The sequence below is a fragment of the Burkholderia sp. AU6039 genome, assembly GCF_002223365.1.
Classification (GTDB): Bacteria; Pseudomonadota; Gammaproteobacteria; order Burkholderiales; family Burkholderiaceae; genus Burkholderia.
The window spans coordinates 188,073-202,319 of record NZ_NKFK01000008.1 but is presented as its reverse complement, the minus strand read 5'-3'; the positions used below and the strand labels follow the sequence as shown (position 1 = coordinate 202,319).

The following is a 14,247-nucleotide window of genomic DNA, read 5'->3' as shown; positions in this document are numbered from 1 at the left end:
CGGAAGGAAGACGAAACACTCAGGTGCGCAATCGCGGGTTCGACACGATCGAGCACAGGTCGGCGAACAGCACGAGCGTCAGGTACGCGACGCAGAAGATCAGCGTGCACGCCTGGACCAACGGGAAATCGCGGTTGCTGACGGCGTCGACCATCAGGCTCGCGAGGCCCGGATAGTTGAAGATCGTCTCGACGACGATCACGCCGCCGAGCAGATACGACAGGCTCAGCGCGATCGCATTGGCGATCGGGCCGATCGCGTTCGGCAGCGCATGGCGCAGCACGACGCGTGCGGGGCTCGCGCCCTTCAACGTGGCCATCTCGACATACGACGCGCTCAGCTGCTCGATCACCGCGGCGCGCGTCATGCGGGCCATCTGCGCGATCACGACCGCGCACAGCGTCAGCACCGGCATCGCATACGCGCGCAGGAAATCGTGCAGGCTTTCGATCGGGCCGCTGTACGACAGCGCGGACAGCCAGCGCAGCTTCACCGCGAACACGAGCACGGCGACCGTCGCGATCAGGAATTCCGGCGTCGCGACGAGCGACAGCGTGCCGAGGCTGATCACGCGGTCGATCACCGACTCGCGCTTGACGGCCGCGAGGATCCCGAGCAGCAGCGCGATCGGCACCGACACGGCGGTCGTGATCGCCGCCAGCGTGAGCGACTTCGGCAGGCGCCCGCCGATCAACTCCGACACCGGCATGTCGCCGGACAGCGACCGGCCGAAATCGCCGTGCAACAGGCCGGTGAGCCAGTGCACGTAACGCACGTGCGCCGGCATGTCGAGACCGAACTGCTGGCGCAGCGCGGCGACCGTCTCCGGCGTCGCCGACTGGCCGAGCGCGGCCTGCGCGGCGTCGCCCGGCAGCAGGTTCGTGATCGTGAAGATGATCGCGGACACGATCAGCAGCGTCAGCGCGGTAACCGCGATGCGCCGGCCGATCAGCCCGATGAGAATTCGGTTCATGGAGAAGCACTCCTGAAAAGCCCGCGCGTGGCCGGCGCGGTGGCCCGCACCGGCCGCGCGACGGCGGCCAGCCACAACGTCATGCGTTCCACCACACGTTCTCGGCGAACGTGAAGCCCATCATCGGCCCGGTGGGGATCGAGCCCAGGCCCGCGAGCCGCTTGTCGTAGCCGTCGAGGAAGCTGATGAACGCCGGAATGCCGACCCGCCCCTGCTGCGCCACGATCACCTGCATGTCGCCGTACATCTGCTTGCGCTTCGCGTCGTCGGTTTCCGAACGCGCGGCGAGCAGCAGCTGGTCGAACTTCGCGTTCTTCCAGCCCGACTCGTTCCACGGCGCATCCGACTTGAAGAACTGCGTGAACAGCACGTCGGCGCTCGAGCGCGGGTTGATGTTGCCAAAGGTGAGCGGGTGCTTCATCCAGTGGTTCGACCAGTAGCCGTCGGGCGACGCGCGGTTGACCTGCAGGTTCAGCCCGATCTTCTGGCCCGCCTGCTGCAACAGCACGGCCATTTCGATCGACCCGTTCGCGTCGGACGTCGCATAGATCGGCGGCAGCGTGGCGCCCAGCGCACCGGCCTTCTGCAGCAGGAATTTCGCCTTGTCCGGATCGTGCGCCCGCTGCGGCAGCGACGCGTTGAAGTAGCGGTGCCCCGGCGGAATCGGCTGGTCGTTGCCGATCACCGAGTAGCCGCGGAACACCGCGGTGCGGAGCTGCTCGCGATCGAACAGGTACTTCATCCCTTCGACGAAATCGGGACTCGAGACGATCGGGTTGTCGCTGCGCATGATCAGGTCGGTATAGAGGCCCGACTTGGTTTCCTTCAGCGCATAGCCCGGCGTCGACGAGACCCGCTGCGTCGAGCGCGGGTCGATCGCGTTGATCAGGTGCACGTCGCCCGACAGCAGCGCGTTCAGGCGCGCGGCGCTGTCGCTGATGCCGATCAGCTCGATCTCGTCGAGATACGGCTTGCCCGGCTTGAAGTAGCTGTCGTTGCGCACGCCGACGGTCGACACGCCCGGCTTGAACGACTTCAGCTTGTACGGGCCGCAGCCGATGCCGGTCGAGAAGTCGGTCGTGCCGTCCTTGACGATCACGAGCTGCGGCGTCGCGAGGATCACCGGCAGATCGGCGTTCGCGCTGGCGAGCGTCAACGTGACTTCGTCGGGGCCGCTCGCCTTCGCATCCGTGAACTGTTCGGCAAGCGTCTTGACCTTCGACGCGGTGGCCGGGTTCTTGTGGCGCATCAGCGAAAACACCACGTCGGCCGGGCCCACCGGCTTGCCGTCGTGGAACGTGACGCCCTTGCGCAGCTTGATGATCCAGGTCTTCGCATCGGTCGTCTGCAGCGATTCGGCGAGGTTCATCTGCGGCGTGAGGCTCGCATCGAGCTGCGTGAGGCCGCTGTAGAACATGAAGAAGCGGGTATAGTCCGCGCCCGTCGAGCCCTTGGCCGGATCGAGCGTATCGGCCGTCGAGCCGGCTTCGTTCGCGACCCGGATCTTGCCGCCGCGCTTCGGCGCGGGCGCGGCGAACGCGGCGCCGGGGGTCATCAGCAGTCCGCCGGCGCCGGCGGCCATCATGCCGCTCGCCGCCATGACCTTCATCATGTCGCGGCGCGTGAAGCCGCCCTTGCCGCCATTGTCGATATCGTCGCTCATCCGAACTGCTCCTGACTGTGGAAAGTGGGGTCTTGGGTCCAGCGTGTTCTCGAATCCCGCCGCGCCCGCGTGCTGGTGGCGGTCGCGACGTCGTCATGCAATTCATTTAAGCATCGCCAAAATGCGGTTTGTCGCGATTCGGGCGGCCTGCACGATACGAATCGACCGTTTTGGGTGGCCTGCGCAGCATGATTTGCTGCGTGCGCGCACGTGTGGCCGTGTGCCGGCGGCGTGTCGCGGCGGCGGCCCAACCCGTGTCGATGCAGGAAATCGTAAGGCCGCCGCCGCCGCAGATTGCGCCGACAAAATTGCCCGTTCGGCATCCGGCGCGCGTTTGGCTCACGCAAACCGCACGTTTGTGTCGAATGCGTGCGCGCCTGCCCACGAGGGCTGAAACGAGCGGTGCATCGCGGCAGATCGGCGCACGCACGGGCGTCGGCGATGGGGATCGCGACGGCACGTCGCGCAGGAAAGTTCAGAAGAATGCCGCCCGATCGGAACGGCTTTGGGGGAAGACGGGAGGATGACGGGACTGCCCGGAAACCGGGCCGGTGCAGCCGTCAGGAACCGCGCCGCCAGGCGGCGACGCGTCCATCACCGGCATGTCGGCGCGCACGCAGGGCGTGTGCCGGCGCGGCGCACCGCAGGGCAGGACGATGCGCCGGCCGCGGGCGGACGACGCGCAGCCGTCACGCAGCCAGGCGGAATACCGACACGGCGGCCCGCAGGCGCGCCGCCTGCTCGTCCAGCGACGACGCGGCCGCGGCCGCCTGCTCGACGAGTGCGGCGTTCTGCTGGGTGACTTCGTCCATTTGCGCGACCGCCAGCCCGATCTGTTCGATGCCGGTGCTTTGCTCGGCCGATGCCGCCGAAATCTCGCCCATGATGTCGGCCACCCGGTCGATCGACCGGACGATCTCCGTCATGCGCGCGCCGGCCGTCTCGACGAGCCGGCTGCCGCTGCCGGCCCGCTCGACCGACGCGTCGATTAATCCCTTGATGTCCTTCGCGGCCGCGGCGCTGCGTTGCGCGAGCGAGCGGACTTCCGACGCGACGACGGCGAACCCGCGCCCCTCCTCGCCGGCCCGCGCGGCTTCCACCGCGGCGTTGAGCGCGAGAATGTTGGTCTGGAACGCGATGCTTTCGATGACGACGGTGATGTCGGCGATCCGCACCGACCCGTCCGAAATCTGCCGCATCGTTTCGACGACCGCCTGCACGGCGGCGCCGCCGAGTTCGGTCGCCTCCTTCGCCTGGCCCACGAGCGCATTCGCCTGGCGCGCGTTGTCGGCGTTCTGTTTGACCGTGGACGTCATCTGCTCCATGCTCGCGGCCGTTTCCTGCAGCGACGCGGCCTGCTGCTCCGTGCGCTGCGACAGATCCAGGTTGCCTTGCGCGATCTCGCCGGTGCCGGTGGCGATCGAGTGGGTCGTGGTCTGGATCTCGGCGATGGTGTCGGTCAGCCGCGCCTTCATGTCGCCCAGCGCGACGAGCAGGCTGCCAGGCGCGGCGTGCGCCGTATCGAACCGCACGTCCAGTTCGCCGGCGGCAATGCGGGCGGCGATCTGCGTCGCATGCGCGGGCTCGCCGCCCAGCGTACGCCTGACACTACGCAGCACGCCCCATGCGATGGCCGCGAGCGCCGCGGCGATGACGAGCGTGATCGCGCCCAGCACCGTCGCGAGCCGGGCAAACGCCGCGTTGATGTCGTCGTAGAAGAATCCGGTGCCAATCCACCAGTCCCAGTCCGGAATCGCGACCACGCCCTGCAGCTTCGGCTCCAGGTCCGCGTCGGGGCTGCGTTTGATCAGCACGTCGACGAGCGCGAAATGCGATTGCACCATGCCCGCGCGGTACGCCTCGCTGTCGGTCAGGCCGCTGGTCGTGCGGTTGCCTTTCGCGCGCGTGCCGATGAATTTCGCGTTCGGGTGGACGAGGTTGACGCCGTCGGACGTCGTGACCCAGAAGTAGCTCTTCGAATTCGCGTTGAGCGCCGCCAGCGCGGCCTTGGCCTGCTGCTGCGCCTGCTCCTGCGTGAGCGTGCCGCTGGTCTGCATCGCGCGATACGAATCGACCAGATGCTCGGCCTTGGTCAGCAGCACGACGATCTCCTCGCGGCGGCTGTCGATCAGCGCGTCGCGCAGCGTGTGCAGCGACAACGCGGCGAGCAGGACGACGCCGAGCAGCGCCGCGGCGACGAGCATCAGCAGTTTGGTGGACAACTTCATGCGGGGCCTCGAAATATTAACCGTTCGGTACATATATCGGCCCGGGCGGCCCCGCCTTGAACGACTCGATATCGGTAATTACCCTCGTTTCGTACGCTGATCGAACGCGCGACGGGACGCGACGGGACGCGACGGGACGCGACGGGACGCGACGGGACGCGACGGGACGCGACGGGACGCGACGGGACGCGACGGGCTCCGGCGGCATCGCGGTCAAGTCCCATCCCGTCGCGCCGATCGATGAATCGGCCGGCGCAGGCGACTTACAGGCCAAGCTGCGTCGCCAGCTGGCCGATATCCGACACTTCGTAATAGTTGTAGAACGGCGTGCCGGGCTCGTGGCCGCGGTTCACGAACGCCTTGTGCCTGATCCCGAGATCCTCGGCCGTCATCAGGTCGTAGCGCAGGCTCGACGACACGTGCAGCACGTCCTCCGGCTTGCAGCCGAGCTTGTCGAACATGTATTCGAAGCCCTGCATCCGCGGCTTGTACGACTGCGCCTGCTGCGCGGTGAACACCGCATGGAACGGCGCGCCGAGCTTGTCGACGTTGCTCATGATCTGGTCGTCCATCGCGTTCGACAGGATCACCAGCTTGTACTTCGACGCCAGCCGCGACAGCCCGGCCGGCACGTCCGGGTGCGGGCCCCAGGTCGGCACCGCGTGATAGAACAGCTCGGCCTCGGCTTCGTCGAACTTCACGCCGAGCCGCGCGCAGGTGCGACGGACCGAGTTGACGACGACGTCACGGTACGGCTTCCACGCGCCCAGCACCTCATCGAGCCGATAGGCGGCGAACGCACGCACGAAGGCCTCCATCGTGGCCGGCGACAACCGATCCGCATAGATTTCGCGCGCCGTCTCGGCCATCCGGAAATGGGTCAGCGTGCCGTAGCAGTCGAAGGTGATGTACTTCGGTTCAAACTGGATCATGGTCAGGTCCTGTCGGTGTGAAGCCCCGGCAGGGCCGGGGATGGGCTGGGTGTAACGAAATTGAATCAGGGCAAAAAGTCGTGCGCGCATCGTTCGGCGCCGCTCAAAACGCACAATCGCCGCAAGTTGCCCGCCGCATGCAGCACGATCTGCGGTGCGAGCGGGCGCGGCGCGGCAGGGCCGGCCGATGGCCGCCGTGCTGCCGCTGCGGGCTCGCCTGTCGGCGCGGCCCGCCGGCAGGCGGCAGCGCCGCCGTGCATGAATCGTAGAGGCGTTCCCACAGCACGAGTGGCGGGATTGACCGGCCGTGCCGGCACGATCCACGCGTTCGTCCGCGCCGATCGAACGGGTTTGCGTCGATCTCGCGGGCGCGCCCGTCAGCGGCGGAAAACAGGCGAATCGTCCTATCCGCGCCGCACCCGCGCTGGCAGAGTGAATGCGTCATTTCCACCCATCCGGAGTCCGGCGTGTCCGACCTCAACCCTTCCCGCACGCTCACCTATCGCCCGTTCGCCGACACCGACCTGCCCGCCGCCCATCGGCTGTCGGAGGCGGTCAAGTGGCCGCACCGGCTCGAGGACTGGCGCTTCGTGCTCCAGCTCGGCGGCGGCATCGTGGCCGAAGACGAGACCGGCGTCGTGGGAACCGCGCTGGGCTGGCGCCTCGGCGAATCGCACGCGGCGCTCGGCATGGTGATCGTGTCGCCCGAGCGCGCGGGCGGCGGCATCGAGCGCGAGCTCCTCGCCCGCGCGCTCGACGGCTTCGGCACCCGCACCGTGTTTCTGCATGCGATGCCGGGACGCGAGCCGCTGTACGCGGCGTTCGGCTTCGAGCCGATCGATACGATCAACCAGCATCAGGGCGCGGCGTTCCGGCCGCCGCTGATCTCGCTGCCGCCCGGCGAGCGCCTGCGCCCGCTCGGCACCAACGACGGGCCGCGCCTCGCCGCGCTCGCGTCGCGCGCGGCCGGCTACGAACGCGGCGCGGTCACCGACGCGCTGCTCGACGTCGCGAACGGCATCGCGCTCGATCGCGACGGCGAACTGCTCGGCTTCGCGCTGTTCCGCCGCTTCGGCCCGGGCCACGTGATCGGCCCGGTGATCGCGCCGGATGCGCTGCGCGCGCAGGCGCTGATCAGTCACTGGCTCGCGCTGAACGAAGGGATGTTCGTGCGGGTCGACCTGCCGAGCGACAGCGGGCTGTCCGACTGGCTGGACGGGCTCGGGCTGCCGCGCGTCGATACCGTCGTCACGATGGCGCGCGGCACGACGCCCGCGCGCGACCCGGCGCTGCGCGCGTTCGCGATCGTGAGCCAGGCGCTCGGCTGAACGGGACACACGATGAGCTTTCTCTACAAGGCCGACCCGGTGCGCGGCGCGCAGTGGGCGGCACGCTTCGCGCAACAGGCGCCCGATCTGCCGTTCCGGATCTGGCCGGACCTCGGCGACGCCGCAGCCGTCCGCTATCTCGCCGCCTGGCAGCCGCCGGACGATCCGGTCGCGCTGTTGCCGAATCTCGAAGTCGTGTTCTCGGTCGGCGCCGGCATCGACCAGTTCGACCTGTCTCGCGTGCCCGCGCACATTCCGGTCGTGCGGATGATCGAGCCGGGCATCGTCGAAGGGATGGTCGAATACGTGACGCAGGCCGTGCTGACGATCCATCGCGACCTGTTCGACTATGCGGCGCAGCAGCGCGAGCAGGTGTGGCACGAGAAGCCGGTGCGCGCGGCCGCATCGCGGCGCATCGGCGTGCTCGGGCTCGGCACGCTCGGCCAGGCCGTGCTCGACACGCTGCGGCGCTTCGGTTTCCCGTGCGCCGGCTGGAGCCGCACGCCGCGCACGCTCGACAGCATCGACTGCTACGCGGGCGACGCGGCACTCGACGCGTTCCTGGCGCGCACCGACATCCTGATCTGCCTGCTGCCGCTGACCGACAGCACGCGCGGGCTGCTCGGCCCACGCGTGTTCGATGCGCTGCCCGCCGGCGCGTCGCTGGTGCAGGTCGGGCGCGGCCCGCAGCTCGACGAAGCCGCGCTGCTCGCGGCGCTCGCGAGCGGCCGCCTCGACAGCGCGATCCTCGACGTGACGGATCCCGAACCGCTGCCGGCCGGCCATCCGTTCTGGACCCATCCGCGCATCCGCATCACGCCCCACATCGCCAGCGCGACGCGGCCCGACACCGCGGTCGACGCGGTGCTCGCGAACCTCGCGCGCCATCGCGCGGGCCAGCCGATGATCGGCGTCGTCGATCGCGCGCGTGGCTACTGACCTGACGCGCGCCCGGCCCGCCGGGCGCGCAGCAGAAAATGCCGAAGCGCCCCGCACAAACGCCGCGCGCATACGTTTCGGGCCGCAAATTGAAGACGCATCCGGATTTCTCGCCCGTTAGCATGAACTCACCGCTGACACCTGACGAGAGTCCCGCCTTCCCATGAACCAAGCCGCGCTGATCGAAGCCGATCGTCAACACCTGATCCACCCCGTCGTCAATTACCGTGCGCACGAGGCGCGCGGCGTCACCGTGCTCGAATCCGCGGACGGCGTGTTCCTGCGCGACGCCGCGGGCCACACGCTGCTCGACGCGTTCTCGGGCCTGTGGTGCGTGAACGTCGGCTACGGCCGCGACAGTATCGTGAAGGCCGCCGCCGACCAGCTGGCGAAGCTGCCCTACGCGACCGGTTATTTCCATTTCGGCTCGCAGCCGGCAATCGAACTCGCCGAACGGCTCGCCGCGCTCGCGCCGCCGTCGCTGAATCGTGTGTATTTCACGCTCGGCGGCTCGGACGCGGTCGATTCCGCGATCCGTTTCATCACGCACTATTTCAACGCGACCGGCCGCCCGTCGAAAAAGCACATGATCGCGCTGGAGCGCGGCTATCACGGCTCGTCGTCGATCGGCGCCGGGCTCACCGCGCTGCCGGCGTTCCATCGCCATTTCGACCTGCCGCGGGCCGATCAGCACCACATTCCGTCGCCCTACCCGTACCGCCATCCGCTCGGCGACGATCCGCAGGCGCTGATCGCCGCGTCGGTCGCCGCGCTCGAAGCGAAGGTCGCCGAACTCGGCGCGGACAACGTCGCCGCGTTCTTCTGCGAGCCGGTGCAAGGCTCCGGCGGCGTGATCGTGCCGCCGGCCGGCTGGCTGAAGGCGATGCGCGACGCGTGCCGGCGCCTCGGCATCCTGTTCGTCGCCGACGAGGTGATCACCGGCTTCGGCCGCACGGGCCCGCTGTTCGCCTGCGAGGCCGAACAGGTCGATCCGGACCTGATGACGGTCGCGAAGGGCCTGACGGCCGGCTATGCGCCGATGGGCGCGGTGCTGATGTCCGACGAAATCTACGAAGGGATCGCGGGCGACCGCGCCGATTCGCCGGTGGTCGGCCACGGCCATACGTATTCCGCGCATCCGGTCAGCGCGGCGATCGGCCTCGAGGTGCTGAAGCTCTATCACGAAGGCGGGCTGCTCGCGAACGGCCAGGCGCTGGCGCCCCGCTTCGCGGCAGGCCTCGACTCACTGCGCGCGCATCCGCTCGTCGGCGACGCGCGTTCGGTCGGGCTGCTCGGCGCGCTCGAACTGGTGGCCGACAAGGCGCACAAGACGCGCTTCGACCCGGCGCTGAACGTGCCGGACAAGATCGCGGCCGCCGCGTACGCGAACGGCGTGGTGTTCCGCGCGTTCGGCGACGGCGTGCTCGGCTTCGCGCCGGCGCTGAGCTTCACCGCGGGCGAGTTCGACCTGCTGTTCGAACGCGTGCGCAACACGCTCGACGACGTGCTGGCCGATTCGGGCGTGCAGCGCGCGCTCGACGCCGCGCACGCGCAGCCGGCCTGACGGGCCAAGGGAAAGCCGGGCTTGTGGCGGATATCTTTCGACTCTAAAGTAACCGGACATTCCATTTTTCCGACTCCCGACGCACGTGAACATGACGGACAGCAAGCTGGATCGCATCGACCTGCGCATCCTCTCCCAGTTGCAGAAGCGCGGCCGCATGACCAACGTCGAGCTGGCCGATGCGGTCGGGCTGTCGCCCAGTCCCTGCCTGATCCGCGTGAAGCGGCTCGAGAAGGCCGGCTACATCGGCGGCTACGGCGCGCACATTCAGCTCGAGAAACTCGGCGACGTGCAGGTCGTGTTCACCGAAGTCACGCTGGCCGACCACCGGCGCGAGGATTTCGACCGCTTCGTCGCGGCGATCCGCAACGTCGACGAGATCGTCGAATGCCACCTCGCGAGCGGCGGCTACGACTATCTGCTGAAGTTCATCACGCGCAGCGTGAGCCATTACCAGACGATCGTCGAAGGGCTGCTCGAGCAGAACATCGGCATCGAGAAGTATTTCAGTTACGTGATCATCAAATCGCCGTTCGTCAAACGGCACTACCCGCTCGAATCGCTGTTCGGCGAACGTCACTGACGCACCGCGCGCGGCACCCGCGAATACGGCAGCGTCGCTGTCCGTACGGGGCAGTCGCGCGCCTGCCGCGCCGCCGTCGTCACCGAACTGCTTCATTCAAGGACCTGTCATGCCGCTTACGCTGTCCCGAACCGAACTCGTTCGCACCGCCAACCTGATCGACGGCGCCTGGCGCGATGCGCTCGACGGCCGCCGCTTCGCCGTCACCGATCCGGCCACGCTCGAGACCGTTGCCCACGCACCCGACAGCGGCGCCGCCGACGCACGCGCGGCAACCGATGCGGCGGCCCGCGCGCTGCCCGCGTGGCGTGCGACGCCCGCGCGCGACCGCGCCGCGATCCTGCGTGCCTGGCATGCGGCGATCGTCGCGCACACCGACGATCTCGCGAAGCTGATGTCGCGCGAACAGGGCAAGCCGCTCGCCGAAGCGCGCGGCGAGGTCGCGTACGGCGCGTCGTATGTGCTGTGGTTCGCCGAGGAAGCGACGCGCACGTACGGCGACATCATTCCGCAGCAGCAGCGCGGCAAGCGGCTGAGTGCGGTGAAGGAGCCGATCGGCGTCGTCGCGGCGATCACGCCGTGGAACTTCCCGCTCGCGATGATCGCGCGCAAGATCGCGCCGGCGCTCGCGGCCGGCTGCACGGTCGTCGCGAAGCCCGCGGAGGACACGCCGCTCACCGCGCTCGCGCTCGCGTTCCTCGCGCAGGAAGCGGGCGTGCCGGCGGGCGTGCTGAACCTGATCACGGCGTCGCGCGAGCGCGGCATCGACGCGGCCGCCGACTGGCTCGCCGACAGCCGCGTGCGCAAGATCACGTTCACCGGCTCGACGGCCGTCGGCAAGCTGCTCGCGCGCGATTCGGCCGCGACGCTGAAGAAGCTTTCGCTCGAGTTGGGCGGCAATGCGCCGTTCATCGTGTTCGACGACGCCGAGCTCGATGCCGCGGTCGACGGGCTGATGGCGGCGAAGTTCCGCAACGGCGGGCAGACGTGCGTCTCGCCGAATCGCGTGTACGTGCAGGCCGGCGTTTACGATGCGTTCGCGCAGAAGCTCGCCGCGCGCGTCGCCGCGTTGAAGGTCGCGCCGGCGACCGACCCGGCCGCGCAGATCGGCCCGATGATCAACGCGCGCGCGGTGGACAAGATCGCGCGGCACGTCGGCGATGCCGTTGAACGCGGCGCGCGCGTGCTGACGGGCGGCAAGCGCCTGACCGAGCTGGGGCCGAACTTCTACGCGCCGACGGTGCTCGCCGACGCGAGCGCCGACATGCAGCTCACGTGCGAGGAAACGTTCGGCCCGGTGGCGCCGCTGTTCCGGTTCGACACCGAGGACGAAGCCGTCGACGCCGCGAACGACACGCCGTTCGGCCTCGCCGCGTATTTCTACACGCAGGACGTGCGCCGCATCGCGCGCGTGTCGGCGAGGCTCGAAACGGGCATCGTCGGGATCAACGAAGGCGCACTCGCGAGCGAGGCCGCGCCGTTCGGCGGCGTGAAGGAATCGGGCTATGGCCGCGAAGGTTCACGCTACGGCCTCGACGATTACCTGTCGATCAAGTATCTGTGCCAGGGCGGGCTGGATTGATTGGGCGGGCGCGAGCCGTCCGTCCGCGCAGACGGAAGCGAATCAGCGTCGCGGATCGCGTCAGAGCAACCCCATCGCCGATGCCTTGAGCGTCGCCGCGGCGCGTGTCGAGCATTCGAGCTTGCGAAACGCCTTCTCGACATGGGTGCGCACCGTGCTCGGACTCATCGAGAGCGCCTGCGCGACCTGCTTGTTGCTCGCCCCTCGGGAGATGGCCCGCAGGACGTCGATTTCCCGTGGCGACAGGCGCGGGCCGTCGTGCGACGCGCGAGCGGCCATGCGCCGGGCCGCAGGCGCGCCACCCGTGACGAGCGCCGCGACCACGTCGCCGCATAGCCGGCCGCGCGCCGCTTCTTCCTGCAATTGGCCGGCGGCGGCCGCATCGTCGAGCGCCGCCCGCCACGGGCGGGCCGAGCGCAACGCGACCCACGCCAGCGATGCCGCGAGTACGCGCGCTTCCAGCGTCAGCGCCGCATCGCGCACGCCGCGAAAATAACCCGAACCGTCCTGCCGCTCGTACGCATACGACGCAAGCACCGCGGCTTCACCGAGCGCGCCGGTCTGCCTGCCGGCGCGCTCCGTCCAGTACGGCACGAGCCGCACTTTTTCCCATGCGCTCGCAGGCAGCCGCGTCGGCAGGTTCCACACGTCGTTCGGCACCGCGGCCCTGCCGATGCCATGAATCAGCCCGGCGCGGTAGACGCGTTCGCGCGCGGCCGCATCCGGCGACAGGCGCTCGTAACACGCGGCCGCCGTCACGGCGACCGAACGCGAGAATCCGGTCATCCACGGGAGTTTCAGATCGATGACGTCCGCGATCAATTCGGCGGAGGTCGCGCCTTGCATATCGGGCGTGGCCAATGCGGCGTCGAGACCGTCGGGCGACAGGTGATCGAGCGCCGCGAGCCAGCGTGCGGCGTCGTGCGCGGCCGCCTCGACGAGCACGCCCGGATAGCGTGCGCCCGCGCGTTGCCCGATCCATTCGATCGCCTGCTCGATGCCGTACGTGCGACTGAATACGTCGAGATCGCCCGCGAGCGTGACGATCGACACGGCGGCCGGCACCTGTTCCCGGGCGAGCCGTGCGGGCAGCCCGTTGCCGTCCCAGCTTTCGAAAATGTGCCGCAGCGCGGTTTCCGTGGCGTGGGAGAGGCCGAGTATTCGCGCGACTTCGCCCGACACTTCGCAATGAATTTGCGCGAGCGGGATCATCGCGGCGCCGGCGCGGCCGACCGCTTCGGCGAGGCCGGGCCGGTTCTCGAGCATCGCGGCGCGAATCGCGACATCGTCGCCGAACGCCTGAGCGAAACCCGCGGCGTTCGCGGTACAGCCTGACCAGCGCAACAGCGCCACCTCGCGGGCCGTGTCGCACACCGACGCGTCGAATCCCGCCGCTTGCGCGAGCTGTGCCGCCAGCCAGCCGGTGCGCAGCGAATGATCGGTCGGCTGCCCCATGCTGAGATCGCCGATGAAGGCCAGCGCGCGTACGGCGTCGAATATGCGCAACGGGGTGTGACGGGCTTCAGCGTCGGGCATCGGATGGGGCGCGGGCATTCACGGGAACGGGAAAACGATCATACGCGACGACGTCGCGCCGTGCATGCGCGTGCAGATCGGCCGCACGCCGCACTTGGCCCGAAGCGATCTCGGCCGCTGCCCGGGGCGCGCGCGGGCGCGCCTTCGCCATCGGACATCCGACCGATGGCGGGCGACCGCGACGATCGCGATACTCGGTGCACTGGTGATCCGGTCGGCACGACCTCCGCACGGCGGACACGCTGCACGCCGGCCGGAACGACGATTCGATTTACGAAGGAATGCAAATGGCTGACCACTCCCCCGAATTCCGTGCCCCCGCCGAAGCACAATGGTTGAAACGGTACTACTTTTCCCGGGCGGTATTCTCGCTGCTCTGGGTCGCGCTGGCATTTTCCGTCGGCCGGCAGAGCGTGGCCGGCGCAGCGATCCTGCTGATCGTTTATCCGGCGTGGGATGCACTCGCCAATTTCGTCGACCTCGCCCGCAGCGGCGGAGCGGCGACGAACCGCACCCAGGCGGTCAACGTCGCGATCAGCGCGGCCACGACGCTGGCGGTTTTTCCGGCGTTGAATGCCGGCATGCATGCGGTGCTCGCGGTGTTCGGCATCTGGGCGATTCTTTCCGGCTTGCTGCAGCTCGGCACGGCGCTGCGTCGCTGGAAGCAGGTCGGCGCGCAGTGGGCGATGATCCTGAGCGGCGCGCAATCCGCGCTCGCGGGCGTGCTCTTCATCGCGCAGCGCCATGCGTCCATGCCGCCCGCCATCGTGAAGATCGCGGGCTATGCGGCGGTAGGGGCCGCCTATTTCCTGATATCGGCACTGTGGCTGCAGTTGCGGCGGGCGCGACGCAGCGCGTCGTGAGTCGTCGATCGAGATGACGATGTCACGGCACGGATCGCCGTCGCCGTGGTTGCGGT

General features: G+C 68.9%; 11 protein-coding genes. 6 read left to right on the top strand and 5 right to left on the bottom strand.

From position 1 onward, the window contains the following. Positions 1-19: 19 nt before the first annotated feature. The 4 genes from CFB39_RS36645 to CFB39_RS36625 form a co-directional block, all read right to left on the bottom strand. Complete coding sequence (locus CFB39_RS36645; RefSeq protein ID WP_069250081.1) at positions 20-973, bottom strand: ABC transporter permease; 954 nt, start codon at positions 971-973, stop codon at positions 20-22. Between the two features lie 79 nt (positions 974-1,052). Next, positions 1,053-2,636, bottom strand: a complete 1,584-nt coding sequence (locus tag CFB39_RS36640; protein ID WP_089476698.1) for an ABC transporter substrate-binding protein — start codon at positions 2,634-2,636, stop codon at positions 1,053-1,055. Between the two features lie 689 nt (positions 2,637-3,325). After that, entirely contained in the window at positions 3,326-4,864 is a 1,539-nt protein-coding gene (locus CFB39_RS36630; protein WP_089476696.1) for a methyl-accepting chemotaxis protein, read from the bottom strand. A gap of 263 nt (positions 4,865-5,127) precedes the next feature. Further along, complete coding sequence (locus tag CFB39_RS36625; RefSeq protein WP_089476695.1) at positions 5,128-5,796, bottom strand: haloacid dehalogenase type II; 669 nt, start codon at positions 5,794-5,796, stop codon at positions 5,128-5,130. Positions 5,797-6,263: 467 nt separating this feature from the next. Here CFB39_RS36625 and CFB39_RS36620 point away from each other — a divergent pair, with 467 nt between their 5' ends. The 5 genes from CFB39_RS36620 to CFB39_RS36600 all read left to right on the top strand — a co-directional run bounded on the left by CFB39_RS36620 (position 6,264) and on the right by CFB39_RS36600 (position 11,792). Next, positions 6,264-7,124: a GNAT family N-acetyltransferase gene (locus CFB39_RS36620; RefSeq protein WP_089476694.1), complete on the top strand. Its 861-nt coding sequence runs from the start codon at positions 6,264-6,266 to the stop codon at positions 7,122-7,124. A 12-nt stretch (positions 7,125-7,136) separates the two neighbouring features. Further along, positions 7,137-8,063 (top strand): glyoxylate/hydroxypyruvate reductase A, encoded by a 927-nt coding sequence (locus CFB39_RS36615; protein WP_089476693.1) that lies wholly within the window; start codon positions 7,137-7,139, stop codon positions 8,061-8,063. Between the two features lie 163 nt (positions 8,064-8,226). Further along, positions 8,227-9,627: an aspartate aminotransferase family protein gene (locus CFB39_RS36610; RefSeq protein WP_089476692.1), complete on the top strand. Its 1,401-nt coding sequence runs from the start codon at positions 8,227-8,229 to the stop codon at positions 9,625-9,627. 91 nt (positions 9,628-9,718) lie between these two features. Further along, positions 9,719-10,210: an Lrp/AsnC family transcriptional regulator gene (locus CFB39_RS36605; protein WP_006749694.1), complete on the top strand. Its 492-nt coding sequence runs from the start codon at positions 9,719-9,721 to the stop codon at positions 10,208-10,210. 109 nt (positions 10,211-10,319) lie between these two features. Next, on the top strand, positions 10,320-11,792 hold the full coding sequence (locus CFB39_RS36600) for an NAD-dependent succinate-semialdehyde dehydrogenase (RefSeq protein ID WP_089476691.1): 1,473 nt from the start codon (positions 10,320-10,322) through the stop codon (positions 11,790-11,792). Positions 11,793-11,852: 60 nt separating this feature from the next. On the opposite strand, the gene CFB39_RS36595 is transcribed toward CFB39_RS36600, so the two are convergent. Beyond that, the gene (locus CFB39_RS36595) at positions 11,853-13,328 is read right to left on the bottom strand and encodes an HD domain-containing phosphohydrolase (RefSeq protein ID WP_089476820.1); all 1,476 of its coding nucleotides are present in this window, start codon (positions 13,326-13,328) and stop codon (positions 11,853-11,855) included. Between the two features lie 287 nt (positions 13,329-13,615). Here CFB39_RS36595 and CFB39_RS36590 point away from each other — a divergent pair, with 287 nt between their 5' ends. Continuing rightward, positions 13,616-14,191, top strand: a complete 576-nt coding sequence (locus CFB39_RS36590; RefSeq protein ID WP_089476690.1) for a DUF308 domain-containing protein — start codon at positions 13,616-13,618, stop codon at positions 14,189-14,191. Positions 14,192-14,247 lie beyond the last annotated feature (56 nt).